The following is a 21348-nucleotide window of genomic DNA, read 5'->3' as shown; positions in this document are numbered from 1 at the left end:
CTGCAAAGTTTTAAAAAAGTATTCATGATTCAGAATAATGTGAGCATACGCATCTCTTTGATGAAAATTCTTCAACTTTGGGATGATCCATTAAATTCAAAATATTCCCATCGAGCATCTTGTAAAAAGCAAACCTCTCACTTCCCGTCCAACCGCTTAACAATTCAATTCCTAGGCAGACTGCTACATTTGAAAGAATACCGTTAATAGAAGCTACTTGCTGACGAATCCCCACTGCCCCGTATCTGGACGCTTCTAACTCTAAATCTTTATCCGTAATAAAATTTAAACACTTAAAGCAAGGCCCATAAGGATGGCTCATCACAACTTGCCCCATACTAAAATAATAATCGCCCGATTTTTTCACACTCATTCCAATGTCAATCATGATGATTCCATGCCTACGGCAAAAACTTTCAAGTTGAACTCGTGTTGCAAAATCATCAAGTCCAGAAAAGATAATTTTACACTCACGAAATCGTGGGTCATCAATACATTCTTGCCATTGCTTCTGAACCTTTATGACATCAGCATCGCCGGCAATGCTCTTAATAACTCTTTCTGCAATATCTACCTTGACTGTTTTATTTATGATGTCCTCGTAGTAACTACCAATTAGCCTATGAATATTTGATTCCTCAAATACATCAGGGTCACAAATAAAATACTTTTTAAATCCATAGTGAGCAAGTGACTGGCCCGTATGAGAACCACCACCACTATACCCTACAATACCAACTCGAACTTCCGCCATCGCATAATCAAAGTTTTCCCCCAAAAAGGATTGTCTGCTATTTCTCTCTTTCATACTCACTCCTTGGCCCAAGGCCGCAATCAATAATTAGTTCATTTTTTCTTTTACAACATCGCTCGTCCCACCAAATAAGCCTTGAAGACTCTCTTCCTATAAGTAGTGCACCATGAGGACCCATCCCTGAAAAATCGAACAGCGATGGCGTTACTTCAAGCAATGACCTAATATCTACCCCGCTGAATGTTGGGACATCCTGAAAATCATGCAAATGAGTGTGAAAAAAAAGGTTTTTTGAACTAACAACTTTTCTCATCAAAAAAGTCATCCCTTCTCCACCAATCCGTGCACCAACTTCATCATTGTCTTCGTAGAAAAAATCTTCAAATTTCATCCATTCATTTAAAATAAGGGTACCCTCTTTAATGTCACCGAGGACATACCCCACTCGTTCAAACGCGAAAGTGTGGGGTCGAATTAAGTCTTTAGTTATCTCCTCAAAAAGGCCTTTGCTAAAGTGTGCTCTCATCGTGCACCTGCCAAGTGAGAGAGGAGAATTTCAGAGAGAGTTGCACCTTTACCCTTCATCGAAAAAGCTGACCATAATCGCCCAATAATACAAAAATTTTTATGATTCCAATTCGCTTGAATTTCGCATGATAAATCTTTTGCAAACCATAGACGATTGGAATAGCCTTGATGGGTATCACAAGCAAAAAGGCAATCCACTAATTCTCCGCTCTTAGTTTTGAAGAACTGAGGCAGATATAAAAATCTGCACCCAGCTTCTGTTTTCACTTCTATCTTCTCAAGGCCAGTAATAATTCTCACGGCCTCTACTTGTTGTTCAAAGCTCATAATACTTCCTCCTTAAGACGCATCACCCTTGCCAGGATATGAACAAAACTTTTCGCCACCGCAGATGTGAGTAGCATCGTCACTCGGCTTCTCATCTACTTTTCCGTCTCTGATTTCAGCAAAAAGGTGACATTCAGGAACTCCAGCAAGACGTTTTAAATCTTTCACAAGATAAAATCCTTGTGGCAGATAAAACTTCTTCTCGCCGACTGAGAACTCAACAAGTTCTTCAATTTTTCGAGGGGACTTGATTTCGCAATTTTTTTTATCTAACTGATTCATAGATTAACCTCCTATGAATTTTCCAAAGCACCGTTGCCTTGGATATATCCATAGGATGAATCGGATCGAAGTATTTTTCTCTGGCTTTAACTATAGTAGATTGGACTCTATACTTTTAAGGGGGAAGAACAAGGGTGTGTAAGCAACTGATAACACTGGTTTTTCTCTATAGCAAATGAACTAGCATTACTCCCAAAAATAAATATCCTCTGGTGAAAAATTGCATCGAACAGCCCCATCTCTTGGTTGTTCATACAATGATTGCAATGCAATTTTTTGTTTTTCAATATCTGAAATTTTATCTTCTATTTTTTTCTTAATTTTGCTTCTCAAATCCCCAATATATCCCTGAGAAGATTGATTGCGACTAATCTTTAATAAGTTATATGCAAAATGATCATGTGTAACTTCGCTTGATTGAGCGTATCTAGCCAACGTATCAACATATTTGTAAATTCGATCGTCAGTCTTGTCGTTGATTCTTACACCAAATACATAAATAATTTTTTCTACTCGGTCTATCATTAATGGTTGAGAGGGAACAATTCCCAAATAGTCCTGCGATTTAAAATGAAATTTGCTTTTTAAATATGAACTTGGTGGAATAATCCAAGACTCCTTTATCTCGGGAAGTAATACCGAAACGATTATAGGCTCAAAAGACACCACTTCAAATAATGGTGACGTAAAGAGACACACTTTCGCAGAAGTTTTTTGAAGTGCATCCCTTAAAACAGGCACTAATGAGGTATTCTTAGAGAATGAAATACACCAGATAATTTTTATTCCAGATATCGTTCTACTTCCCCAAAATATATTCCCGTCAGAAATTTCAGAGCTATCAAAACTAAAACCATTTTCCTGAAATAGTTTTCTGGCCAATGCCCCTTTATCAATAGAAACAAATTTCTCAAAGCCTAGTGCTTTCTCAAAAGGTTCACCTACACCATCCTCTGGTTCAAAAAAAATCTTGTCGTCCCTGAGATTAATCCAGAAGCTTTTTTCTATTCCATCTAGTGAAAGGCTCAAGCTTGTTCCATCTAGCTGGACCCATTCAATCGATTTCAATACGCCATCACGAATTAAGCTCTTAGTCACTTCATCCCCAAAAAAATCGAAAAAGACCGACGAATGCACAAGATGGGCACTACTCAAAAGAGATAGTCTTGAAATGTTTTCAAATTTATCAGGCATCATAACTTTTTTCCATGATTCCTAAGCCATAAAGAATTGCAACCATCTCTTCCTCGCGAATTAAGTTTCCTGTCTTGAGCGTTGATTCTCCAAACGTTATCTTGTCACGCATTTTAGGATTATTATTGAATTCAATTTCGATGAGAATTGAACATGGAATTCCTGCATCCATTCGTTCTTGCATGAATGAAGAGTCTTCGAGCAAGCAACCATTTCTTACTGCTGTAAATTTTTGTTCTTTTTTTGATTGAGAATTGGATTTGAAAACAACTTTCTTAATTTTTATTTTTGTAATTCTTCCTTGAAGTACCGTTTGAATCATTCCAGACAAATCATCTGTTCTAACAAAGTTCAACTTGAATCCGACTTGAGTTTTAAATGCTGTTGGGTCTCCAAAAAGTTTTTCTCCCATCAACATTTTATATTTCAAGATGTCATGTTTCCCTTTTGCCGACATCCATAAACAATGAGTTGATACTTCATAAAAAGCAATATCGGTTTTACGAGGACGATCTCTTCGAGAACAAGCCTTCTCATGCAAATCAATTACTGGTTTTCCATTTCGTTTTCCGCCTCGTTCGACATAAATCCCGTTATTCTTTCCGTAATTATTGGGAAGTAAATTACAAAAATCGCCGCATCCTGTTTCCTTTAAATGCTCCTTAAGATCACTTTCAAATTCTGTTTTTAAATTACTATCAAATGGGATTTTTATTATCTGCGTTCTGGGCTTATTGCATTTAAACATTGCAAATGATGTCCCCTTGTAAAACTCGTCCCCAACGATACGATTGACCACTTCATAAAATACGTCTGTATGATCTAAAAGGCATCTAGATAGAAATTCTCCGAGTTCTTCCTCCGAGGAGCACATAATGTTTTTATTCTCAAAATGTTCTGTTCCATTTGTCAAAGCAAGTCGATGTATCCAACCAATAGACAAGAGTAAGCCATAGTCGATTTCTTCTTTCAAATCATTGATACGCTGAACGGCAACATCACACTCATCTGCATTTAAATCATATATAAGAGGGAATACTTGAGTTGGAGAAAATTTTTGAGCTAGTTTTTTTAGACCATTGATAGAGACAGCATGAACTGCTTCTGTTAAGAATACAGGGTTAATTGGAAAACCATGCTCAGGAAGCTGCTTGCTTCCTGAGAGGTTATCTTCCACAATCTTAATTACATTTCGAACCTTTTGTACTTCTGTATCCATGAAAATCCCTCCGACAATCGTTGTCGCAAGAGTTCGAAAAAATTTCTTGTCATTTTTTGAAATATCATGGATTCTTTAAGCACAACATTCATAATGATAAGAGTTTCGACTCTCTAATTTGCCCTTATTCACTAAGCCGCCAAGCATTCCGTGTTTAAGGGCATTGTTAATATTATCCTGATTATTTCAGTTCTTTTGGTTATGAGTCAAGTGCACTGGTTCGATAGCCGAAATAAAGTAAGAAGATATAGGCCGAGCATTTCAGTCAGCTTTTAATCCATGAAGTATTTTTCTAATTCTCTATCAAGATGCTTACTATCTTCAATTAGTGTCTCAAGACAATGCCAAAAGCTCGCAGAATGATTTAAATGAACTAGATGGGTATATTCATGAGCAAGGATATAGTTAAAAAGTTTTTCTGGAAGCATTATCGCTTTCCAATTTATCTTAATAACTCCTGAAGGAGTACAAACTCCCCATTTATCTTGTAACTCACAAACGAAAATGTCTTTTGCATCTTTTCCAACAATTTTTTTATAATCAGTTTTCTTATGACAAAGTCTTTCGTTAGCCTCTCGTATATAAAAATCTTTAATCAGATTTTTCCCAACAGTTATTGCATTGTGGTTTAAGTTAAAATTTCTCCCATCAAAATTGAAATCATTTTTGACATTATCAGTAATAAGAAGTTGATATGAGTTACCCAAAAACAAAAACTCTTCTCTGTCTACGATCTCATTTTCATCAAAACTCAATTTAATTTTGGGTTCCATGAGTTTCGCTATCTGAACAGAACTTCGTTGTACAAAAATTTCAACATCTGAATCCGAGTAGGTTTCATTCACATAAACCCAGATATTGTCCTTCGCATCTCGTAAAATACTTGGAGCCTTGCGGTTCTGTCTCACAAGATGAAACTCAAATTTTCCTATATTACGTTTTTCAAAATTCTCACTCATTGTAAGTCCCCATTCTGGGCTAATTCTCTAGCAAGTTTTAGTAACTCTTTAGTCACTTGTTCTTTCTGGTCAAAGAGTTCTGGACATAACTCTAAAAATAAATCCTGAATTTCAGACTCAAGAGCATTTTGATTTTGAATGTGCGTAGGATTCCAAAAATCTTTAATCTCTCTCGTTTTACTCATTATGTGTTCGACAACGGTGTTTACAAATGTCACATACGAACCACTAAGCTCTTGTCCATTCGATAGTTCTTTAACCCTGTCATTAAAGAGATCAAGAAATCTGTCCTTAATCGGGTCAAGCACGACATCTTTTCTGCCAGAATCAACTTCATCAATCAGTTCGTCGAGGAGAGCGATTTGCTCATCCCAATTATCTTCGTATTTCTTTAAAATTTCTTCCAACTTCTCACTTAGTCTTTTGTATCTTGAAGGGTCTTTGGCAAAATTGTCCTTAATATGTTTCCTTAGTCCACCAACTTTTGCTTTGGCACGAGTTCTTTTGCTTCCAGTGCTATTTGTTTCATTCTTGAATTTTTCTTTATCCGTGATTTCAACAGGAGCAATAGCGTCATCCACCCCCTGAGCTTTATAGAACTTGTTGATGAGATTTTTAACTTTCTCACCCGCCCCCATCACGGTTGTCGGATTTCTTCTTTCATAGGTTCGTTTTGCATCAACAAGAAGTTGGCCAGTTCTTCCGGCTGGCCTCAAGTATGGAGCACAAGCCTTATCCGGCATGAGAATATCAAGGCTCTCTAAAAAAGCCTTATACACTAATTCAAATTTCCCTCTTGTGTCTGGTTCATGGAGGTGATCAAGACAGATAATATTCACCTCATTTATTTCATCAGGATGTTTTATTTTTCCTTCTATAAATTCTTTAAACTTATTTGTTGAGGACTTATCAAAAATCTGAATAATCGCTCGGTATCTTGCTTCAAGCGTAGGAATTTCTTCTTCTTTTTTAATAAAAGTATTTTTTATGTCTTTTACATCTTCATCAGAATAAATCTTTAAAGCATCGACCAGATGTTCCGTGATTCCAATATAATCGACAATAAATCCTCTTGATTTCCCTTTGCTCTTTCGATTTACCCTCGCTATAGCCTGAAGAAGATTGTGTTCAACCATTCGCTTGTCAATATACATAACTTGTTCAATGGGAGCATCAAAGCCAGTAAGAAGCATATCCTTCACACACAGAAAGCATACACCCGTATCAGGTTTTTCTGGGTTAAATGCTTTTTTAAAAGTCTGATCTACAATTGAAAGTTTCGACTTTGAACCTTCGATCAGTTTATCTTCTTTCTCCTGTTTTTCTTTTTGCTCTATAGAAAGACTGCGCGTCCCTTGTTGCTTTTTTGTCGGTTTTCCACGACTAGAAACAATGAGTATTGCTTTCGCAATGCCAAGTCGTTCTTTTGTCTTATCAGTCATCTCGTCATCATTTTTATGTTCAGAAAGATATTTCTTAAGTTCTTCGTTGATAAAAACAGAATAGCGATAGGCCGCAATTCTTGAAGACGCTACCACTTGAGCCTTAAATCCATTTGGTAAAATGCTTTCTACATAATGCTTTACAATACTTTTAGAGATGGCTTTAATACGACTTTCGGCTTCAAGCACATCTCCCTCTGTCCCATATTTTTTCTTAATTCGCTCTAATTCCTCAGGCGTTTTATCTGAGAACATCTCCTCAAATTCATCTTCAAAATCTTGCTGATTGATTTTTCCCTTCTTAACAGTTTTACCCTCATAAAGGATTGCGAGTGTTGCACCATCAGCTATGGCCTCACCGAATTTATATTTATCAATATAATCGTTATCATTCCCAAAGGTTTGAAGGGTTTTCTTTTTATGCTTATCACTTATAAGTGGTGTACCAGTAAAAGCTATCTTCACCGCATTGGGAAAAGCCGCATTTAAGCGAACACCAAGAGAAGAGTTATGAGTTCTGTGGGCCTCATCGACGACAATTAAGACATTAGGGCTATCATTAATTTCAGGATATTCTTCTGCCTCATTTTCATCTTCAAGAACTTCATCTTCATCATCCGCATCATCGTCTTTTCCTAGGAACTTCTGAATTGTGGACATGACGATATTATTCGTCGTATTTCCAAGTTTCTCTGGGATTTCAGAAATCTTTTTAACCAGAACAGGCTTCTCACCTGTAAGAACTGCGGTATCACCAAGTTGCTTATCTAGGTCACGACGGTCTGTTACCATAACAACTTTGAGTTTTTTTAATTTTTCATGTGAACGAAGTTTTTTAACAAGAAAAACCATCGTAAGAGATTTACCACTCCCTTGAGTATGCCAGATAACACCTGATCTTTCTTCTTTCGGCTTATCTGATTCAAGCCGAACAATAGCTTTTGAAACTGCTCTAAACTGCTGATAGCGACAAAGAGTTTTAACCCTTATATTTCCGCCATCTGCTGTCTCAATATCCATAAAAAGATTGAAGTGATAAATAATGTCGAGAAAGTTTTGAGGAGTGAGCATACCTTGAACTAACTCTTCTCTTCGGTTCTGTTTTACTCCTATCTTATAAGGCGTTTCAGATGGGTGAATAGTTTTCCACTCGTTAAAGTGTTCGGCCATTGCTCCAATCGTTCCATAGAAGGCTGAATCTTGAGAGCAAGAAATAAGAATCTGATTATACCAAAAGAAACGCTCATTACTCGTTTTGATACTTTCGTTAAGATTCGTACCTATCCCTTGGTACATTCTTAAATCTTCAATTCCTGTATAAATGGGGTCTGAATCAATACCTTTAGCGTGCTTGCACTCAATCACACATAAAGGGATTCCATTCACAAACAACGTTATATCAGGAAAGATATTTCCATTCGGTGATTTTAATTGATACTGAGAAATGGCTAAGAAACGGTTTTTATCCCAATTTTCATAATCAATAAATTTAACAGGCCTTCCTTCCTCACTATTCAATTCACTCTTACCAATCGTCGGATAAGACTGAATAAAACTTTTTGTGATTTCTTCATTAAGGGCCAAAAGTGATTTTCTTTCTGGGCTTGTTAGATCTTGAATTAGATCTTCTATCTGATTATCAGTGACAAAACACTGTCCACTTTCATCTTTGTTGATAACCTTGATGGCTGCCACTAATTCGGACTTGATTACAATTTCGTCGAAATTTTCACGAAAACTCTCTTCAGGTTTTTGCCCAAACATATCGAGTTCATGGATTTTCCATCCTTGTTTTTCAAGTTGGACTAAGGTGGGCCTTTCAACATAGATATACTCTGGTTGATTTTCTTGATTACTCATCCTTGTCCACCTTTACCTCCACTTTCCCTGTTAAGAGGTCTTGCATTAAACCATTCTTCGCTTTTTGTAATTTTCTAAGAAATTTAAACTCTTCATCTAGCGTTGCCGAAAACGAGTTAATCTTCTTTAAAATCTCATCTTGCTCAATCTCGCCAGGAATCAGAACAGGAAACTTTTTAAAATCTGCAACAGGTAGTTGGGGCTGTGCTGAACCTGAAACTAATTTTATAAATTCTTTTTGAAAGATGTACTTATCAAGTGAATGATACAAAAAATCAGTTTTTAATCTTTTCTCTTCATTGCGAAGAATTATCATCCCTGAGTTAATTCTTATATTTTCAAAAGGTGTATCAATTGAAGTAATCGCCATATTTCCTACTGTCCCACGAGTTGTAAGAACAATATCGCCTTTAAGAACCTTCCCTTTTCTTAGGACATTATCCTTTTCTTTCGTAATGAATTGACACTCACTAAAATCATATCCTGATTGAGTTACATTACCTGCATTCAGGAAAAGGCAGTAACCAGAGGCCTTGAGGTCATCAGATTTTGGATAGTTTGGTCCACGATCACCATCAATCAAACATACTTTAATATCAACGATTTTTGGACAATCCCATTCTTTCGGAATCATTCCAAGGGGAGACGATTTATAAAGTTCAGGTTTTTCATCATAGCTAGGACGAAGTTTTCCATTCGCATCCACGCCTCTCGTAAAGAGGTCTTGCATCAAACCCGTTTTAATTTTTTGAAGTTTTGATATCGTTTCTTCGGTTTGGGTAATGCACTTATCAACAGACTTTAGAATAGCTGAAATCTTTTTTTGTTTGTTAAGAGACTTGGGGGCTGAAATATCTATCTTCAATAATTTTTTCTGCTGAATCCCTTTGGCTGTCGTTCCTGTCGCATTATTCTGGAGTTCTCGTTGAAATTCATCACCGGAAAGCAGGTAATAGAAGTAATCGTTTAATATTTTCTCTTTTTTTGTTTTAAAAAGCACTGTCCTCTGGCTAAGAATGTACTTCTTGTCGTCAGGTATCTGTGCAATATTACCGAGAGGAGCTTCCATGGTCATCACAACATCAGACTCAGAACAATCACCTCTATTCATCCATTTATTATAAAGTTTTTCACTTCCAAGATAGCACTCCTTCTCGAAGTTAATTTTTCCCATTTCTACATTGTTAGCCGAGAGGGCACGAATTTCTCCTCCTCCCCAATCCATCCCAAGTTTCTTTGGGGTTCTTCCTCGAAAATCTATTATTTTATCAATAAAGTTCGCGAATGGCTCTGAAGGATACTTACTCATACCCAAGCTCCTTCATAAAGCTATTAAGCTTCTGAGCTTCGTTATCTCTACTGTTTTTAATTAAACTCAGTGTTGTACTATATTTAGAATAAAAAATCTCAAGAGCGACAAGAATTTTCTGCTCCCCCTCTGAGAGATAGCCATCCAGAATCTTCTTAAATTCAGCTAAAAATTTATCAAGAATAAGTTCTTTAGCCTGAGCTTCAGTAAGTTTGCTTCTAAAATCTTCAACTTTCCCATCTAGCTCTTTTTCCGTTTTTGAAATCAAGGCAGTATGTTTTTTAAGCTCGTCTTTTTTATCTTTGATTTTTTTAAGTTCTTCAGTGATTCTTTCAATTTCTTTTTTATCAGCTTTCTTATCAGCCTTAAGAGCATCAAGTTGTTTTTTTAGAACTTTATCTTTTGTTTCTGGTTCAGACTCTTCTTCTCCGTCTTCCCCTGATGCTTCTTCGTCTTCATTGATAAGCATTTCATCAAGTTCTGACACAATCTCCGAGTTTTTACTTCTCAATGCTTCAAGTTCACTTAACTCATTTTTGAAATGGGCCTGTTTAATTGCTTCAGAATCAATGAGAACAGGACTCCAACCATGCTCAACAAGTGTCTTGAAGTCATACTTCAAGTTTGTCCAAAAGTTAGAAAAAATTCCAAGGACTTGATAAGGGTCAAGTGTTCCATTATTTTCAAAAGCTTTTTGTAGGGACTTCTCACCTAGATTTTTTAGCTCGTGCGGTTTCGTTCCAGTTCGTAGTCCATCAATACTTTTTGAGTATGTCTTAAACCACTTTACGAGGGTAGCTGTCTGATCTGCTCTTACTTGTTCAAAGGCCTTCGTTGTAATCACAGCTTCTTTTACTGAATCCTTCGTTCTAATTTCTTTCTTAAAAGAATAGTAATCCTTGTCCTTACTTTCAAAAATGACTTCAGGCTTAATTCTATATAGATCAAATAAATCCTTCGTCCATTCTGACTTAGGAACTCCCCCTTGAAGGTGAGCCTTCACATCTTGAGGTTCAGGAGCTGGACTATTATCAACATATCTTCTGATGTTGAGGTTATATTCTTCCTTTTTAATTTCTTCCCTAGAAACAATCCTAGAATACCCTGCAATTTCTTCTTTTGTTTCATAGACTCTTACAATTTTAGAAATATCTTCTGCTCGAAGGGAGTTCATGTTTTTTCCTTCTTTGAACTCTCGGTCAGCATTGATAATAAACAGGTCTTTTCTTTTTTCCTTTCCCTTTTTATTTACAACGAGAAGACAAGCAGGAATCCCTGTTCCGTAAAAAAGGCCTGCTGGAAGTCCAATCACAGCTTCAAGAAGTCCGTTGTTAATGACTTTCTCTCTTACTTCTTTTTCTTTCCCTCCACGGAATAAAACACCGTGAGGCATTACACAAACCATTTTCCCATCATCCTTGAGAGATGAGACGAAATGTTGAAAAAACATGAAGTCGGCTTTTTTCTTTTCAGGTGTAAAAGCATCGAAGCGATCTTTGAACTTCATATCTGTCGTATCGTAGTTTTGAGAAAATGGAGGATTTACTCCAATGCGGTCAAAAGTTTTAATCGCATTTCTTTTTGTATCTAAGATTTTTGGGTCTTTAATTGTATCCCCTTGCTCAATCTTATAGTTCTTCACGCCATGAAGAATCATGTTCATATTTGCAATAGCCCAAGTTCCACCGTTATCTTCTTGGCCATATAGACTGAGGTTATTAGAATTTCCGCCATTCTCTTCAACAAATTGCTTCATCTGAATGAGAATACCTCCTGAACCAGCAGCTCCGTCATAAATCTCCATACCTTCTTCCGGACGAAGAAGTTTCGTAATAAGATTCACTACCTCTGATGGTGTATAGAACTCTCCACCTTTTTTCCCTGCTGAGTCGGCGAAGTATTTAATTAAGTATTCATAAGCCGCACCCATAAGATCACTAAATTCAAAATCTTCATCACGGAGCCTGAATTTATCAAAGTGATCGACGAACTCTTTGATTCGCTCATTCGGAATAGATGCTTTACCAATCTTTTTTGTGAAGTCGATACTTGATAAAATCCCCTCTTCAATTTTTTTCTCGTTAGCCTTCTCAATTGCCGACAAGGCTTTATTAAGCTCACTCCCCACATTCTTTGTATGGTATTTGATGGCTTCCCAACGAGCTGATTCAGGAACGTAGTAAGTATAGTGGATTGGATTTTCTAATTCTTTTTTAAGTTGGGCAGGCGCTAATTTAGCTTTTTCATACTTTGCTTTTCTTTTCTCTTGCTCAACTTCAAATTGATCGGAAAGACGCTTTAAAAAAAGTGTTCCAAAGACATAATTCTTAAATTCTGAAGCGTCCATTTTCCCACGGAGAATGTCGGCAGCTTGAAGTAGATGTGATTCTAGTTGAGAAAGAGTTAACATTTTATATTCCTATATGAGTTTATTGTTTGATGCTTGTCCGGATTTAATCCATGTATCAATTTCAGAAATTTGAAACTTCCATTGTTTGCCAATTTTATGAGCAGGAATTTTTTCTGCCTCAAGCCAGCGATAGATTGTTTCCTTAGAAATTCCTAAATAATGAGCGACTTCTAGAACAGATAACCATCTATCCGTGATTTCCAGATTCATTATCTTCTCCGTGATAATTAAAAAGAATGTAAGTGTTTATAATTATGAAATAAATATATTTATGTGACAACTAAATACAAGTAATAACCATGATTAAAACAATTAAAATCAAACAAAATTAGTCAAGAAAAGTTCAAATTATTCCGAAACATAAATTGCATGAAATTAACAAAGATAAAATACGAAGATTTAAACAGTCGAGCCAAAGAAACTTATAATTTTCAAAAAATAAGTTCAATCCTTGTCGAATATGGATTTGCAACAAATTGGTTAAATGTGGATTTTGAATCCGCTGATTTTATAGCTGTTCATTTTAACGGCCTTGATATTCTACGAGTCCAGCTAAAAGGAAGAGTAACTATAGATAAGAAATATATAGGTAAAGATATTTGGATAGCATTCCCACTTGCAAATGATTTTTATCTTCTTCCGCATGATGAGCTTGTTGAAATAACCGGACGAGCCACTAACTGGCTTGAGTCCTCATCTTGGAATGACAATTCTGGATATTCATCTCAATCACCAAGTGCTCAAATGAAAACAGAATTATTAAAATATAAGCTATAAACATGCATTTTAATTTTTTGTTTTTTTTTCAAATACGCAATGACTAATTATTATATAAAATTAAGGAACCAAATTTGATAAAAAACATTGAAGAATTATTGTCACAGTTAGTTGCCGTAGAAAAGAAGATTCAAGATGAATACCCTATTAATCATGCACCAACTATTGGCAAAATGTATGAAGGATTAACAAGTAAAATTATCTCGAAAACGGCTAGTTTTTTTCCTGAATTAAATCTAAATGTCGTATCTGGGTTTATAATCGATGATAAAAACAATAGTAAATCTAAGCAAATAGATTGCATGCTTGTGACGGGTACAACTGAATTAATACCTAACACTTCAGATTATGTTGTTCATATAAATCAGGTTATTGCCATTTTCGAAGTAAAGAAAGAATTAACCAAGTCTGATCTAGAAGATGCTTTAGCATTATTTCAGAACATTGATAATTATCTTCCTTCAAAAGACACACCTTCAAATCTTTTTTTAGATTCATTCAAAGCCATCATAAAAGAACTTCCTCCAGAAAATAAAAAATATGATGGGTATACTCCATTTGAAATCATGATGTCTCATGTATTAACAATAGAAGCAGTAACTCCATTGAAAATTATCATTGGATATAATGGTCATAAAACAGAAAAGGGATTACGAGATGCCTTTTTAAGCATTATTGAAGAAAATATTGATCATAAAGGTTATTCTCCAACAGCACTTCCCTCTTTAATTATTTCAGGACAAAATACTCTTATAAAATTAAATGGAATGCCATTTTCATCTGGTGAATATTCTCCAGGCACGTGGGATTTAATAGCGAGTAATAATTCAAATCCACTCCATTACATATTAGAAGTCATTTTCACGAGACTAACATATTATTTTAATCTACCTCCCGAAGTGTTTGGGGATGATCTTGAGGGTGAACAATGTGCACCATTAATAAAAGCAAATTTTGATCACAATTTAAACGGTTGGCATTACAATGGTATCGATCTATCTAAAAAAGCACTTACAAAACTTACTCCATCTAAAAGCTGGGCACCTGTGCCTCTCAGCAAATTCGAATGGATTTTTATTAATATGCTTAATAAAAATCCAAACATGCGAACATATGATAAAAATTTTGAAAGCATGTTAGCAGAATACAATCTAGACAAAGATCAATTTATTTTTAACCTCAAAAAAACAGGTTTGATAACTACAACAAAAACCAAATTTACTTATCTAACTAAAGAACTAACTACAGTCATCTTACCAAGTGGAACCTATGCTGGAGATGCATCAGATCCCCGTTTTAAGAACTGGCTTTGCGAGGAACAGGCAAAACTAAAAAAACCATAATCTACTTTTAATATTAAAAATGATTGATCTGCATTTGTGTCTTAAAAAAATTTCAATGTGTCAGTTATCCCTTGAATATTTATCCCCGACTTCCTTATATAAATCTGCATCGTTTTCAAATCTTTCCAGCCTCCCATCGACATTATTTTGATAGACTCTATTCCTTTTGAGAGCATAATAGTTGCCCAAGAAGCCCTGAGATCATGAAAACGAATTAAAGGAAGATTTAAAGTCTTTAAAAAATCCTTTAATGGCTTAGCCTGCGTTCCAGTTTCCCAATCGCGAATTCTTGGAAGAACAAAGACCGAGTGATTAAAATCTTTCAGCTCAATTAATAGAGGAAGAAGACTTGGTGCTATTTCCACACCCCTATCATCACCAGATTTAGTTTCTTTAAATCCATTTATTTTATTCCAAGAATGAGTGATATAGATAATCCGTTTTTTAAGATCAACGCTCTCCCATTTTAAAGCGTAAAGCTCTCCGTTTCGAAGCCCTGTGTAACAAGCTAAGGCCCAAACATAAAACCATTCGTGATTTTCTTCTCTCGCTCTACTCAAAAGAATCCTAATCTCATCTTCTGTAAGCATTTTTTTTATTTTTTCGTTCTTTTTAAATTTAAGTTTTGGACAAGGATCTCGTGGAATTATATTTAGCTCAACAGCGTATCTGAAAACTGCTCGTAAGATTTTCAGCATACTTTTTCTATGGGCTTCAGAAAACTTTCCCAAATCTTCTTGGATAAAATCTCTTATTTCTCCAGTCGAAAATTCATTGATTCTTTTTTTGCTCCAAATGGGAAAGGTATTTGCTTCAATACATTGCTTGTAATTTTTAACGGTGTTCTTAGCATTACCACAATTTGCATAGTATTCTAAAAATCTTGCTACTATCTCTGGCCATAATGGATGAAGATTTTCATTAAACTTTTCGCTTAATTTAATAATGAGTTCTTTGTAAATTTTCTCGGCCTCAGCCTTTGTCTTAATTCCTTGTCTCCTAATACTTTTTGAAGCCCTACTTACTGGATGTCTTCGGTGGTAAGTAACGACGTAAGAATTTGTCTTTTCATCAAATTTAATTCCCATAAGCTTCCCCCCTATTGACCTAAGAAGGTGCTTAAAAAAGCCTTAACCGTTTTTAATTTCTGTTCATCTAAGCGATTTACGATGTCGATGCACTCTGATCGAATGTGCTGAGGTAATATAATATTTCCTTTCAGCATGTCCTGAAACTGCTCAAAGGAATGTCCATACGCATCTAAGAATTTGAGAATAGTTCCTGTGGTAATGTCTTTTCTTCCATTTTCGACATGGTTCACAGTTGATGAAGAAGTCCCGATTAAATCGGCAGCTTTTCGCATAGAGAGCTTTCGCGACTCACGTAGGTACTTCAGCAAATTTCCCTCAGGTGTTTCAGTTTTCTTGTCACAACGGCGAGTTTTTTTTCTTTTTAAAGTCATGTTTTCCTCCTTTTGACTTAAAAGTTTGCTCATCCGTTACACTGAGTAGTTTTTTTATTACGCTGACTTGATGATTCATTTTTGATGGTCGACTACATTGAGTAGTTTTCTTAAAACTGCTGTAGCCTTCGATTTGGCTACAAATAGCCACGTCGAGACAGTTTTAAACAGTTTTAGACAGGCTTGTTTTCAAAAACAAAACGCAAGTTACCGTAATGAAGTAGTTGATTTCAAAAATGTTTAAGGAAGAGAGGTGTCCACCATCGGAAATCCGATGGTGGAGGTGGTGGGAATCGAACCCACGTCCAAAAGGCCATCTATAAAGCGGACTACGTGTGTAGTTCTGAATTATTGTCTCAGAACGAAGACTAGAAGATTCGTGAACCTACAAGCTCGGTGATTTTAAAGTGTCACTCCCGACTACTCACTTGCCTCATTAAAGTCGAGACAGACCTGTTGCTACACTTGTTTTTATTGGCAGTAGCTTCCGCAATGACTAGGCTTAAATTAATTAAGCAGCTAGAGCATAGCCGTAATCGTTAGATTCAGCATTTAATTTTTGATCCCCTTTTTACCAGGACCGTGGTGATCAACCTGGACACGCCCACTAAATTTCAGTACCCCCTGTCGAAACCGGTGCACCCCCATTTAGAGATAGGTTAGCTTAGCACAAATGGTGGTGAAAAATCACTTTAGTTTTTACGGAATTTAAGATTAAACAACTTCCCTCAATTTTGGTGAGGAGGCGCTGTGCTCTCTCGGGGTTGCTGGCGCCCGAGAGGTAAGAATCGAGATAAAATTCCTTCATCATAGGGCGTGCGCTTTCATCCATATCAACGACAAGTTTTGTCTCCACCTTGAGGTCCGTAAAGGTGACTCCTGACTTGTGGGCGGCAAACTTAAACGTCGCTACAAAGCAGTTTGTGAGGGCCAGGAGATAAAGATCCTCTGGTGAATAACCTCCGCCCTCGCCTTCGAACTCCTTGGGAATGGCCACGGTGAGAGGTAGTTGATTAAATGCGTTTGACTCCCAGGTTGTGTTGAGTCCTGGGGTGGCGTTAGTGGTTGCGTTAAAAACGAGAGGGTATTTTGTCATAAAAGCTCCTTAAGAGAACTCTAGTTCAAAAAAAGACAATTGAGAGCTTCACAACACTTAGACTGTCCGGGAAATGTCTACCTCAACATTGGTGATCTTTTCGCTATGATGATGGCATGGATAAAGATGCTATCAGAAAAAAGATTATCGAGCTTACGAACACGCGCTTTCCAAAGACGATTTGCCCGAGCGAAGTGCTCTCTGGTGAGGATAAAAAGAATAAAGAAAAAATGGAGCTCGTGCGCGAAGTTGCCAAGAAGCTCGCGGATGAAAGTCTTATCGTGATCATGCAGAAAGAAAAAGTTATCGACTACACCAATATTAAAGGGCCCATTCGGCTAAAGAAAAAGGAATCTACATGAGTATTAACATTCATAAACGTCTTCACCACCGCGCTCCCTATCTTCTGGTGGATAAAGTTCTTGAGCACTCAAGTGAACATATTGTCGCTGCAAAAACTCCGGCCCTTGAAGACTTCTACATTCAGGGACATTTTCCAGGTGCGCACGTTGTTCCGGGAGCGATGATGCAAGAGATGACCACGCAGACAGCGGGGCTTTTAATTGCTGAACACCACTCGCCTGTGGCCGACTATGATTCAGAAGTGACTAAGGGTTATGCTTTGGGAGTTTTGCGCTCTGTTCATCATTCGAAGTTTAAGAAGTTTGCTCGCCCAGGTGAGAAGCTTGAAATCCATGTGCGCTTGATTGAAAAAAATGAGCAGCTCTTTCGCTTCAAAGGGAGCATCTTTGTCGGCGAAGACAAAATCATGAGCAATGAGTTTACGCTGATAAATATCAGCGACACTCACATCCTAGACTTTAACCGCTGAAAAATATTTTGAGAGCAAATGAAACTCCGATGAAATGTCTTTGAAGTTATTCTTTGTGAGTGCTTCAGAGACATCCCATTTCGTGTAATCGCGGTAAAAAGGCTCGTGATAATCTCGTGGGAAATTATCCAGCACTTCATTTAACCTTGAATCATCATCCATTTGAATCGAATCACACAAGGCCACCACTCCTCCACTCTTTAAAACGCGGAAAGATTCCCTGAAAACCTCGTCGCGTACTTGACGAGGAATTTCGTGGAATAAAAAGACGCTATAAACCAAGTCAAACTCCCCATCCTTAAAAGGAAGCTCTTCGGCCTTAGCGACATTAAAGCTCACGCGAGAATCAGTGATTTTTTCTTTAGCGAGGTTTAAGTACTGTTCAGAAATATCTGTGATCACAAGTTCATTAAAGTCAAAACTCTTCACAAAATCGACACTCATCGCCCCTGTTCCAGCGGCCACTTCCAGGACTTTAAAGAACTTCTTTTCCGGGAAGCGCTTTTTTAAGTGACCAATCAGCATGCGTCTCATCGCTTGGGCCGTGCCATTAAAGAGGATTTCCACTTGATGCTCGTAAAGAGAAGCTGAGTGATCTGAAAAATAACCATCCGTTTGAAAGTGATAATTTCTTTTGATGTAATCGGGAGCTTCGATTTCAGAATCCAGGTCTTTTGTTTTCCCCATTTTTCTTCGACGGGAAATGCTCAATGAATCCATTAGGAGTTTAGGCAGGCGAAGCAAGTGGTTTTTTGGGTCAAACTTTAACAATAAGTCTTTTGGGTAGTACCCATTTAAAACATTATTTGCATCCTGAAGATAAAGATCCAGGACTTTTTCACGCATGATTTTAATCAGTGCGGGGTCATCCTCTTTTTTAGGTGCCTTTACAAAAGGCTCCATCATACGGTTTAAGTGATAAAGCATTTTGTACTCCGACATATAGAGGAATGACTTAGAAAAATTAAGTGTGACGAGAGAGTTAAGTAAAACTTTTTCTTTATTCATGATGGACCCATCATAAATGACTTTTGGGGAAATGAGACTTTTACAATTCTTAGACGGGCACAAGACTTAGGCCTGTGCCCGAATAAAAGACGGTTTATTTCTCTTTCTTCACAGAGCCATCTACCGGGTTGAAGTAAATTTCGACTTTTTTGCCTTCCTTGTTAGTCCCGTAAATTTCATAACAAGTGCCTGGCTGTTTAAATTTACTGATAGTGTAACCTTCGGCCTCAACTTTCTTTTTGAAGTCAGCTTCCGACATCCATTTCTCTTTTGGTTGATCTGTGCAGTCTTTTTTGGCGAAAGCGACGCCTGAAGCAAGCATTAGACTCATAATAGCAAGTAAGTAGTTACGCATGTTATTCTCCGAATTGGTTGTTACAGAATGATTTCTGTTTGATTTAAAACTACCCACATTCAAAAAAATGCACATTGGCCAAATGACCTAAAGGCCTGAATAAATGCTCATAGGTCATTTGGACAATGGAAGTTTCCTTAGTTTAGGGCATGCTCTTATTATCAGGAGGCCTTATGCGCAAACAACTTATCTACGACTTACCTACTAGAATCTTTCACTGGAGCTTTGCTTTCCTCTTTGTCTTCGCCTTTATGATCGCTAAGACCGTTGACGATGAAAGCCCTGTATTTTCCTACCACATGCTTGCAGGCCTCATGTTGGGACTACTTGTAGTTCTAAGACTCATCTGGGGAGTGATCGGGACAAAATATGCGCGATTCTCATCATTTGCCCTCTATCCTACAGATGTCATAGAGTACCTTAAGGGTCTGTTTTCAGGAGATAAAAAACGTTGGAGTGGACACAACCCGGCCTCAAGTTGGGCGGCCATCATTATGCTCATTTCGGCCCTCATGTTGGCCATCACCGGAGTTATCATGACTTCGGGGCACAAGGAAGCTTTCGAAGATTTGCATGAGCTTTTTGCTAATCTTTTTTTAATCACAACTCTCTTGCACGTTGCCGGAGTTTTTCTCCACACCATTCGTCACGTCGATGGAATTGCGTTCTCAATGCTTCATGGAAAAAAAGAAACAGACCATGGCCTAAGCGGTATCTCTGGACATAAACCAGTGGTCGCGCTTTTACTGATTTTTCTCATGGTTGGTTCCGGGACTTATCTTGTAAAAAATTATGATACTTCTTCCGGCCAGTTAAAAATCTTTGGAAAGACACTTTCTTTAGGCGATAATGAAGGCAAAAAAAATGAGCATGAAAATGAACACGATGATTAGAGGTTGGTTGTGAGCCATAAAGAAAAATGGGTACTAGTGAGCATCTTAAGTGCGGTTCTTCTGCTCGTCTCAATGGACATAATCAGTGACTCTAAAGAAGGTGTAGTGATTTGGCATCTTTTAATGGAAGGAAGTGTTGGGCTTATTTCTTTAATTGGGATTTTTTATATTTTAAGGGATTCATTTCAAACCAAAAAAAGCCTAATTGAAACTAGTCAGAAATTTTCTGCTTACCGCGAGCAAGCAGAAAAATGGAGAGCTGAATCAAGAAAATACCTGGAAGGATTATCTCTGGCCATTGATGAGCAGTTAAGAAAATGGGAGCTCACTGAAGCGGAAAAAGAAGTCGCTTTCCTATTGCTCAAAGGCTTGAGTCTAAAAGAAATTGCGAGTGTGAGAAATACAACTGAAAAAACGGCACGAGTTCAATCGATGGCCATTTATGCGAAGGCGGGGCTTTCCAGCAGGTCTGAGCTTTCGGCGTTTTTTCTGGAAGATTTGCTGGTGCCGCAAGATTAAGATTCTCTAATCAGAAGGTTCCATGAAAGCGACTTCTCATAAAGTGGTGGATCAATTCTCACTACTTCGTGATCAAAAAACATCTCGCTTTTTCCAGAGCGTCCAACAACCTTCTTCACTTTCTTTAAACTTTGAGCATTAAGGATAATAGATTTATACCGATCACTTTTTCCTTTCTCTAGGTAAATAAAGGTCCCATCATTTAATTCAACTTTATCCTTAATTTTCTTGCCTAGAATAATTTCAAGATTCTTCTTCGATTTAGGAGTTAAAGATAAAACAATACCGTGAAGACCTTCAACTGTGTTTTTATGTTTTAGGATTTTTTCAATTTTTTTCTTTCTTTTGACTGGCTCATACTCTGTAAACCATGTGAAGGTATTTTGAATCGGCCTCTTTTTAAAAGTTAACATATTCCAGCCAGGCAGACGGTCTACAGAATTGTTTTTCCAATCATAATTTTTATGGACGAATTTTGCAGAAAGTTTACTTTTAATTTTATTAAATAGTTTTTCTAAATTTTCATGGTATCCAAAAGATAGTCCAGCTTCTCTTTCAATAGCAGGTGCACCTTTCCCAAAAGAAATGAATTCCAAGTAATACCCTTGACTCTTTTTAGAGCCACTTAACATAATAAACTTACAATAGGCCTTTCCAGGGTGCTCCATCATTGTCTTCTCAAGAACAAACCCCAGCTTTCCTAGTTTCTTAAAAAATTTAAAATTTTGATCGCAATTATAGCTATGATCAAGATAGATATTTTTAAACATTATATGCTC

At 37.0% G+C, this 21348-nt stretch carries 23 protein-coding genes and 1 other RNA gene; 6 read left to right on the top strand and 18 right to left on the bottom strand.

All coding sequences use genetic code 11. The annotated features are described in order from the left end of the window. Positions 1–22 precede the first annotated feature (22 nt). From AC6JA8_RS04525 to AC6JA8_RS04475, 11 genes are all read right to left on the bottom strand, one after another. Positions 23–808, bottom strand: coding sequence for a HesA/MoeB/ThiF family protein (locus tag AC6JA8_RS04525; RefSeq protein ID WP_497975958.1), 786 nt, complete (start codon positions 806–808; stop codon positions 23–25). Next, positions 792–1280: a hypothetical protein gene (locus tag AC6JA8_RS04520; RefSeq protein WP_497975957.1), complete on the bottom strand. Its 489-nt coding sequence runs from the start codon at positions 1278–1280 to the stop codon at positions 792–794. The genes AC6JA8_RS04525 and AC6JA8_RS04520 overlap by 17 nt, the downstream gene beginning before the upstream one ends. Further along, positions 1277–1609, bottom strand: coding sequence for a hypothetical protein (locus tag AC6JA8_RS04515; protein ID WP_497975956.1), 333 nt, complete (start codon positions 1607–1609; stop codon positions 1277–1279). Before AC6JA8_RS04515 ends, AC6JA8_RS04520 begins: the two co-directional genes overlap by 4 nt. Before the next feature lie 12 nt (positions 1610–1621). Further along, entirely contained in the window at positions 1622–1891 is a 270-nt protein-coding gene (locus tag AC6JA8_RS04510) for a hypothetical protein (RefSeq protein WP_497975955.1), read from the bottom strand. Between the two features lie 186 nt (positions 1892–2077). Continuing rightward, on the bottom strand, positions 2078–3088 hold the full coding sequence (locus AC6JA8_RS04505) for a hypothetical protein (RefSeq protein ID WP_497975954.1): 1011 nt from the start codon (positions 3086–3088) through the stop codon (positions 2078–2080). After that, entirely contained in the window at positions 3078–4304 is a 1227-nt protein-coding gene (locus AC6JA8_RS04500; protein WP_497975953.1) for a hypothetical protein, read from the bottom strand. The genes AC6JA8_RS04505 and AC6JA8_RS04500 overlap by 11 nt, the downstream gene beginning before the upstream one ends. 272 nt (positions 4305–4576) lie before the next feature. Then, on the bottom strand, positions 4577–5263 hold the full coding sequence (locus AC6JA8_RS04495) for a M48 family metallopeptidase (protein WP_497975952.1): 687 nt from the start codon (positions 5261–5263) through the stop codon (positions 4577–4579). Beyond that, positions 5260–8565, bottom strand: a complete 3306-nt coding sequence (locus tag AC6JA8_RS04490) for a type I restriction endonuclease subunit R (protein ID WP_497975951.1) — start codon at positions 8563–8565, stop codon at positions 5260–5262. Before AC6JA8_RS04490 ends, AC6JA8_RS04495 begins: the two co-directional genes overlap by 4 nt. Next, the gene (locus tag AC6JA8_RS04485; protein WP_497975950.1) at positions 8558–9874 is read right to left on the bottom strand and encodes a restriction endonuclease subunit S; all 1317 of its coding nucleotides are present in this window, start codon (positions 9872–9874) and stop codon (positions 8558–8560) included. The genes AC6JA8_RS04490 and AC6JA8_RS04485 overlap by 8 nt, the downstream gene beginning before the upstream one ends. Next, the gene (locus tag AC6JA8_RS04480) at positions 9867–12284 is read right to left on the bottom strand and encodes a type I restriction-modification system subunit M (RefSeq protein ID WP_497975949.1); all 2418 of its coding nucleotides are present in this window, start codon (positions 12282–12284) and stop codon (positions 9867–9869) included. Before AC6JA8_RS04480 ends, AC6JA8_RS04485 begins: the two co-directional genes overlap by 8 nt. A 9-nt stretch (positions 12285–12293) precedes the next feature. Continuing rightward, positions 12294–12494 (bottom strand): helix-turn-helix domain-containing protein, encoded by a 201-nt coding sequence (locus tag AC6JA8_RS04475; RefSeq protein WP_497975948.1) that lies wholly within the window; start codon positions 12492–12494, stop codon positions 12294–12296. Between the two features lie 159 nt (positions 12495–12653). Between AC6JA8_RS04475 and AC6JA8_RS04470 the strand changes: the two genes are divergently transcribed. Then, positions 12654–13061 carry a hypothetical protein gene (locus AC6JA8_RS04470; protein ID WP_497975947.1) on the top strand — a complete coding sequence of 136 codons (408 nt, stop codon included), beginning with the start codon at positions 12654–12656 and terminating at the stop codon, positions 13059–13061. A 74-nt stretch (positions 13062–13135) separates the two neighbouring features. Beyond that, positions 13136–14404: a DUF6602 domain-containing protein gene (locus tag AC6JA8_RS04465; protein ID WP_497975946.1), complete on the top strand. Its 1269-nt coding sequence runs from the start codon at positions 13136–13138 to the stop codon at positions 14402–14404. A 41-nt stretch (positions 14405–14445) separates the two neighbouring features. Here the strand turns inward: AC6JA8_RS04465 and AC6JA8_RS04460 are convergent, their stop codons facing one another. The 4 genes from AC6JA8_RS04460 to AC6JA8_RS04445 form a co-directional block, all read right to left on the bottom strand. After that, positions 14446–15492, bottom strand: coding sequence for a tyrosine-type recombinase/integrase (locus AC6JA8_RS04460; RefSeq protein WP_497975945.1), 1047 nt, complete (start codon positions 15490–15492; stop codon positions 14446–14448). 11 nt (positions 15493–15503) lie between these two features. Then, entirely contained in the window at positions 15504–15866 is a 363-nt protein-coding gene (locus AC6JA8_RS04455) for a helix-turn-helix domain-containing protein (protein WP_497975944.1), read from the bottom strand. Between the two features lie 275 nt (positions 15867–16141). Then, positions 16142–16512: a transfer-messenger RNA gene (gene ssrA / locus AC6JA8_RS04450) on the bottom strand. Between the two features lie 18 nt (positions 16513–16530). After that, the gene (locus AC6JA8_RS04445) at positions 16531–16962 is read right to left on the bottom strand and encodes an OsmC family protein (RefSeq protein WP_497975943.1); all 432 of its coding nucleotides are present in this window, start codon (positions 16960–16962) and stop codon (positions 16531–16533) included. A gap of 116 nt (positions 16963–17078) precedes the next feature. Between AC6JA8_RS04445 and AC6JA8_RS04440 the strand changes: the two genes are divergently transcribed. Then, complete coding sequence (locus tag AC6JA8_RS04440) at positions 17079–17324, top strand: DUF3253 domain-containing protein (RefSeq protein ID WP_497975942.1); 246 nt, start codon at positions 17079–17081, stop codon at positions 17322–17324. After that, positions 17321–17794, top strand: coding sequence for a 3-hydroxyacyl-ACP dehydratase FabZ family protein (locus AC6JA8_RS04435; protein WP_497975941.1), 474 nt, complete (start codon positions 17321–17323; stop codon positions 17792–17794). Before AC6JA8_RS04440 ends, AC6JA8_RS04435 begins: the two co-directional genes overlap by 4 nt. Here the strand turns inward: AC6JA8_RS04435 and AC6JA8_RS04430 are convergent. Continuing rightward, positions 17777–18802 (bottom strand): class I SAM-dependent methyltransferase, encoded by a 1026-nt coding sequence (locus AC6JA8_RS04430; RefSeq protein ID WP_497975940.1) that lies wholly within the window; start codon positions 18800–18802, stop codon positions 17777–17779. The genes AC6JA8_RS04435 and AC6JA8_RS04430 overlap by 18 nt on opposite strands. A 94-nt stretch (positions 18803–18896) precedes the next feature. Beyond that, positions 18897–19157, bottom strand: a complete 261-nt coding sequence (locus AC6JA8_RS04425) for a PepSY domain-containing protein (RefSeq protein ID WP_497975939.1) — start codon at positions 19155–19157, stop codon at positions 18897–18899. A gap of 173 nt (positions 19158–19330) precedes the next feature. Between AC6JA8_RS04425 and AC6JA8_RS04420 the strand changes: the two genes are divergently transcribed. Next, positions 19331–20050 (top strand): cytochrome b/b6 domain-containing protein, encoded by a 720-nt coding sequence (locus tag AC6JA8_RS04420; protein ID WP_497975938.1) that lies wholly within the window; start codon positions 19331–19333, stop codon positions 20048–20050. 9 nt (positions 20051–20059) lie between these two features. Beyond that, positions 20060–20569, top strand: a complete 510-nt coding sequence (locus AC6JA8_RS04415; RefSeq protein ID WP_497975937.1) for a helix-turn-helix transcriptional regulator — start codon at positions 20060–20062, stop codon at positions 20567–20569. On the opposite strand, the gene AC6JA8_RS04410 is transcribed toward AC6JA8_RS04415, so the two are convergent. Next, positions 20566–21339: a hypothetical protein gene (locus tag AC6JA8_RS04410; RefSeq protein ID WP_497975936.1), complete on the bottom strand. Its 774-nt coding sequence runs from the start codon at positions 21337–21339 to the stop codon at positions 20566–20568. The genes AC6JA8_RS04415 and AC6JA8_RS04410 overlap by 4 nt on opposite strands. Positions 21340–21348 lie beyond the last annotated feature (9 nt).

This window comes from Bacteriovorax sp. HI3 (assembly GCF_059738875.1).
Note: the sequence above shows the minus strand (reverse complement) of the source record. Positions and strands in the feature narration are given on the sequence as shown.

What these genes read in the sequence shown, in the direction of transcription:
- AC6JA8_RS04410 (WP_497975936.1), bottom strand. Translation starts at nt 21,339, where the DNA reads ATGTTTAAAAATATCTATCTTGATCATAGCTATAATTGCGATCAAAAT.
- AC6JA8_RS04515 (WP_497975956.1), bottom strand. Translation starts at nt 1,609, where the DNA reads ATGAGCTTTGAACAACAAGTAGAGGCCGTGAGAATTATTACTGGCCTT.
- AC6JA8_RS04440 (WP_497975942.1), top strand. Translation starts at nt 17,079, where the DNA reads ATGGATAAAGATGCTATCAGAAAAAAGATTATCGAGCTTACGAACACG.
- AC6JA8_RS04500 (WP_497975953.1), bottom strand. Translation starts at nt 4,304, where the DNA reads ATGGATACAGAAGTACAAAAGGTTCGAAATGTAATTAAGATTGTGGAA.
- AC6JA8_RS04525 (WP_497975958.1), bottom strand. Translation starts at nt 808, where the DNA reads ATGAAAGAGAGAAATAGCAGACAATCCTTTTTGGGGGAAAACTTTGAT.
- AC6JA8_RS04430 (WP_497975940.1), bottom strand. Translation starts at nt 18,802, where the DNA reads ATGAATAAAGAAAAAGTTTTACTTAACTCTCTCGTCACACTTAATTTT.
- AC6JA8_RS04490 (WP_497975951.1), bottom strand. Translation starts at nt 8,565, where the DNA reads ATGAGTAATCAAGAAAATCAACCAGAGTATATCTATGTTGAAAGGCCC.
- AC6JA8_RS04495 (WP_497975952.1), bottom strand. Translation starts at nt 5,263, where the DNA reads ATGAGTGAGAATTTTGAAAAACGTAATATAGGAAAATTTGAGTTTCAT.
- AC6JA8_RS04505 (WP_497975954.1), bottom strand. Translation starts at nt 3,088, where the DNA reads ATGATGCCTGATAAATTTGAAAACATTTCAAGACTATCTCTTTTGAGT.
- AC6JA8_RS04435 (WP_497975941.1), top strand. Translation starts at nt 17,321, where the DNA reads ATGAGTATTAACATTCATAAACGTCTTCACCACCGCGCTCCCTATCTT.
- AC6JA8_RS04455 (WP_497975944.1), bottom strand. Translation starts at nt 15,866, where the DNA reads ATGACTTTAAAAAGAAAAAAAACTCGCCGTTGTGACAAGAAAACTGAA.
- AC6JA8_RS04520 (WP_497975957.1), bottom strand. Translation starts at nt 1,280, where the DNA reads ATGAGAGCACACTTTAGCAAAGGCCTTTTTGAGGAGATAACTAAAGAC.
- AC6JA8_RS04420 (WP_497975938.1), top strand. Translation starts at nt 19,331, where the DNA reads ATGCGCAAACAACTTATCTACGACTTACCTACTAGAATCTTTCACTGG.
- AC6JA8_RS04485 (WP_497975950.1), bottom strand. Translation starts at nt 9,874, where the DNA reads ATGAGTAAGTATCCTTCAGAGCCATTCGCGAACTTTATTGATAAAATA.
- AC6JA8_RS04425 (WP_497975939.1), bottom strand. Translation starts at nt 19,157, where the DNA reads ATGCGTAACTACTTACTTGCTATTATGAGTCTAATGCTTGCTTCAGGC.
- AC6JA8_RS04480 (WP_497975949.1), bottom strand. Translation starts at nt 12,284, where the DNA reads ATGTTAACTCTTTCTCAACTAGAATCACATCTACTTCAAGCTGCCGAC.
- AC6JA8_RS04445 (WP_497975943.1), bottom strand. Translation starts at nt 16,962, where the DNA reads ATGACAAAATACCCTCTCGTTTTTAACGCAACCACTAACGCCACCCCA.
- AC6JA8_RS04470 (WP_497975947.1), top strand. Translation starts at nt 12,654, where the DNA reads ATGAAATTAACAAAGATAAAATACGAAGATTTAAACAGTCGAGCCAAA.
- AC6JA8_RS04475 (WP_497975948.1), bottom strand. Translation starts at nt 12,494, where the DNA reads ATGAATCTGGAAATCACGGATAGATGGTTATCTGTTCTAGAAGTCGCT.
- AC6JA8_RS04510 (WP_497975955.1), bottom strand. Translation starts at nt 1,891, where the DNA reads ATGAATCAGTTAGATAAAAAAAATTGCGAAATCAAGTCCCCTCGAAAA.
- AC6JA8_RS04460 (WP_497975945.1), bottom strand. Translation starts at nt 15,492, where the DNA reads ATGGGAATTAAATTTGATGAAAAGACAAATTCTTACGTCGTTACTTAC.